This is a genomic window from Cellulomonas sp. RIT-PI-Y, from assembly GCF_025642745.1.
In the GTDB taxonomy this organism is placed as follows: domain Bacteria; phylum Actinomycetota; class Actinomycetes; order Actinomycetales; family Cellulomonadaceae; genus Cellulomonas.
The window spans coordinates 1-3,947 of the sequence record NZ_JANZKP010000091.1 but is presented as its reverse complement, the minus strand read 5'-3'; the positions used below and the strand labels follow the sequence as shown (position 1 = coordinate 3,947).

At 73.4% G+C, this 3,947-nt stretch carries 3 protein-coding genes; all 3 read left to right on the top strand.

The window, feature by feature from the left end:
- Positions 1-827, top strand: an 827-nt coding sequence (locus tag OGL89_RS16715) for a sugar ABC transporter permease (protein WP_263121306.1), incomplete at its 5' end; no start/stop codon positions are given.
- A 14-nt stretch (positions 828-841) separates the two neighbouring features.
- The gene (locus OGL89_RS16710) at positions 842-1,678 is read left to right on the top strand and encodes a carbohydrate ABC transporter permease (protein WP_263121305.1); all 837 of its coding nucleotides are present in this window, start codon (positions 842-844) and stop codon (positions 1,676-1,678) included.
- Complete coding sequence (locus OGL89_RS16705; RefSeq protein WP_263121304.1) at positions 1,675-3,933, top strand: glycoside hydrolase family 3 N-terminal domain-containing protein; 2,259 nt, start codon at positions 1,675-1,677, stop codon at positions 3,931-3,933. The genes OGL89_RS16710 and OGL89_RS16705 overlap by 4 nt, the downstream gene beginning before the upstream one ends.
- Positions 3,934-3,947 lie beyond the last annotated feature (14 nt).

The following is a 3,947-nucleotide window of genomic DNA, read 5'->3' as shown; positions in this document are numbered from 1 at the left end:
CCCTGCCCGCCCTCATCTGGTACGCGGTCTTCATGATCGGCCCGGTGGTGGCGATGTTCGTGATCGCCTTCCTGCGCTGGCCCGGCATGCTGGAGACCCCGACCTTCGCCGGGGTGGACAACTTCTCCGCGGTGTTCGCGGACGACACGTTCTGGGCCGCGGTGCGCAATTCGGCCGTGCAGATCGTGGTCGGTCTGCCGATCATGATCGTCCTGGCATTCCTGCTGGCGTTCTACGTGGTGCAGAAGCCGCGCGGCCACACCGTGCTGCGCTACCTGCTGTTCATCCCGGCGCTGATCTCCGCCCCGGCCACCGCGATGGTGTTCTACACGATGCTGAACCCGGACGGCCTGGTCAACGGCGTCATCCGCCCGCTCGGCTTCGACGGCACCGCCTGGCTGGCCGATCCGAGCACCGCCCTCGGCGCGATCGTCGCGGTCGAGCTGTGGAGCGGCATCGGCTACTCCGCGGTGCTGATCGCGGCCCGGCTGGACGGCGTCGACACCGAGATCGTGCAGGCCGCCCGGATCGACGGCGCCGGTGACTGGCGGATCGCCTGGCGGATGTACTGGCCGATCGCCCGCGAGTTCATCGGCGTGGTGACGATGCTGCAGTTCCTGTCGATGCTGTTCAACTCCGCGCAGAACGTGCTGCTGCTGACCCAGGGCGGGCCCGGCACCTCCACCACCACGCTCGCGTACCTGATCTACCAGAAGGCCTTCGTCGAGGCGAACCTCGGCTACAGCCAGGCGGTGGGCGTCGTCCTGTTCGTGATCGGCCTGATCGGCATGGGCCTGATCCGCCGCTTCCTGCGTGCGACCCACTGAGAAGGAGCCCGACGATGACTCGCTTCACCGCCCGGATCGGATCGATCGCCAGCGGCACCCTCGCCTGGATCTACGCCGCGCTGCTGCTGATCCCGCTCTACTTCTTCCTGGTCAGCTCGTTCAAGACCAACGAGCAGATCTTCGAGTCCCCGCTCGCCCTGCCGGGCAGCTGGGACCTGTCCAACTTCAGCACCGCGATCCACCAGGCCGACCTCGGTCTGGCGATCGCCAACTCCGCGCTGACCACGATCGCCGCCCTGGTGCTCACCCTGCTGCTCGCGCTGCCCGCGTCCTTCGCGCTGGCCCGGTCCACCGGCCGGGCGGGCAGGATCGTGGAGGGCGTGTTCGCCCTCGGGTTCCTGATCCCGTCGTTCGCGGCCCTGTTCCCGACCTTCCTGCTCGCGGCGGCGCTCGGGCTGTTCCACACCCGGACCTTCGTGGTCTTCCTGCTGCCCGCGACCGCATTGCCGCTGTCCGTGGTCATCCTGACCTCGTTCATGCGCACGATCCCGCGCGAGCTGGAGGAGGCGGCGTCGATGGACGGCGCCAGCCCGTTGCAGGTGCTGCGGCAGGTCTACCTGCCGATCTGCGTGCCCGGCATCGCCACCGTGCTGCTGCTGAACTTCCTGTCGTTCTGGAACGCGTACCTGTACCCGCTGATCCTGATCGGCCCGGACACCGCCCAGCGCACCATCCAGGTCGCCCTGCCCACCCTCAAGGTCGACGCGGGCACCGACTACGGCGTGCTGATGGCCGGGACGCTGTTCACCCTGCTGCCGGTCTACCTGGTGTACACGCTGCTCCAGCGCCAGATGCAGCGCGCGCTGCTGTCGGGCGCGGTCAAGGGATGAGCCGGGACCTGCGGACCAGGATCGGTCAGGTCAACCAGCGCCTCAAGGGCTGGGAGGCCGTGCGCTGGGTCGACGGCGCGCCCCGGATCACCGACGTGCTGCGTGCCGAGGTCGACCGCTGGGGCGGGATCGGCGCGCTGTACGGCGTGCTGCGCGCCGATCCCTGGTCCGCGGTCCGCTGGTCGAACGGCATCCCGCCGGAGCGCAGCGCCGAGGCCTACGCCGCGGTGCAGGAGCACGTCACCCGGTACGGCGACGGCATCCCGGTGCTGTTCGTCGAGGAGGTGCCGCACGGGCTGATGGCCCTCGGCGGCACCACGCTGCCGGTGAACCTCGCGCTGGGCGCCGGGATGGACCCCGGACTCACCGAGGAGCTCGCCGCCCTGGTCGCCGCGGAGACCCGTGCCCGGGGCACGCACGTGGCGCTGGTCTCCGGGTTGGACGTGCTGCGCGACCCGCGCTGGGGCCGGGCCGAGGAGTGCTTCTCCGAGGACCCCGCCCTCGCCGCCGCCCTGGTCGCCGCGACCGTGCACGGGATGCAGGGCACCGGCCACGCCATCGACGGCGGCCACGTCGCGGTGGTCGCCAAGCACCTGGCCGCCCAGGGCGCCGGCATCGGCGGCCGCAACGGCTCCGGCGCCCCGATCGGTCCCCGCGAGCTCGGGGAGATCCACCTGCGCCCCGCCCATGCCGCCGCCACCGCCGGGGTCGCCGGGTTCATGGCCGCCTACAACGACATCGACGGCGTCCCGTGCTCCGCCAACCGCGCCCTGCTCACCGGGGTGCTGCGCGAGCAGTGGGGCTGGCACGGCCTGGTGATGGCCGACGGCACCGCGATCGACCGGCTGCGGGACAGCTCCCCCGACCCCGCCGCGGCGGCCGCCCTGGCGTTGGACGCCGGGGTGGACCTCAGCCTGTGGGACGACGCGTTCACCCACATCGAGCAGGCGCTGGACCGCGGGCTGGTCGAGGAGGCGGTGCTGGACCGCGCGGTGGAGCGGGTGCTGGGGGTGAAGCGACGGCTGGGACTGCTGGACCGGGCGGACGCCCCGTCGCCCGCCGATCCCCCGCACGACCGCATCACCCCGCCGGACCGGACCGCCCTGCTCGCCCGCGCAGCCCGCCAGTCCGTGGTCCTGGTGCACGACCGGGCCGCCGTCCTGCCGCTCGCACCCGCCGTGTCCGTCGCCGTGGTCGGACCGAACGCCGACGACCTGGACGCCCAGCTCGGCGACTACACCCCGCCCCGGCCGCCGCAGGATGCCGAGGCCACGACCGTGCGCGCGGCCCTGACCGCCCGGCTCGGCACGGACCGGGTGCGCCACGCGCCGGGCAGCCGCCTGCGCGGCCCCCTCGATCCCGACGGGTCCCCTGACCCCCTGACCGCGGTCCGGGCCGCCTGCGCCGCGGCCGACGTCGCCGTGGTCGTCCTCGGTGGCACCAGCCGCCGCTCCTACGACGACGAGTTCGCCGACAACGGCGCGGTCGACGGTCCCGCCGCCGACACCACCAACGGCGAGGGCGTCGACCTGGCCGGCCTCGCGCTGCCCGACGCCCAGCTCGCCGTCGTCCGAACCGCACGGGCCGCCGGCCGTCCGGTGGTCGGGGTGGTGATCGACGGCCGTCCGCGCCCGCTCACCGCGCTCGCCGACCTGGTCGACACCCTGCTGGTCGTCCCGTTCCCCGGCCCGCTCGGGGGCGATGCCGTCGCCGATGCCCTGCTGACCGGCCACGGCGGCGGGCGGCTGCCCGCCACCTTCCCGGTCGCGGACGGCGTGTTCCCGGTCGCGCACGACGAACGCCGGGAGACCGCCCGCGGCTACGTCGACCAGCGCCACCCGCAGGGTCTGCCGTTCGGCACCGCCCACGCACCGGGCCTGATCGCGACGGTCCGCGGACCCCTCACCCCGGTCAGCACCACCGACCCGCGGACGACGGTCACCGTGGACGTCCGCCACCACGGCCCGCGCCCGATCGACCTGCCCGTCCCGCTCTACGGCCGCCGCCACGAGCTCGGCGTCCGTCCCCGCCGCCGCACCCTGCTCGCGGTCCGGCGTGTCGTCCTGGCACCGGGCGAGCGCACCACGCTGACCTACGACCTGGACCTCGACGCGCTGGGCTCCTGGTCCACCGGCGAGCCGGTCGCCGTCCCGGTCCACCTCTCGCTCTGGTCCGGCCCGGACCTCGACCCGCCGGAGGACGCCGTCACCCTCCGCGTCACCGAACCCGACGGCATGGCACCGTGGGACCGATGACGTCCTCGGCGCAC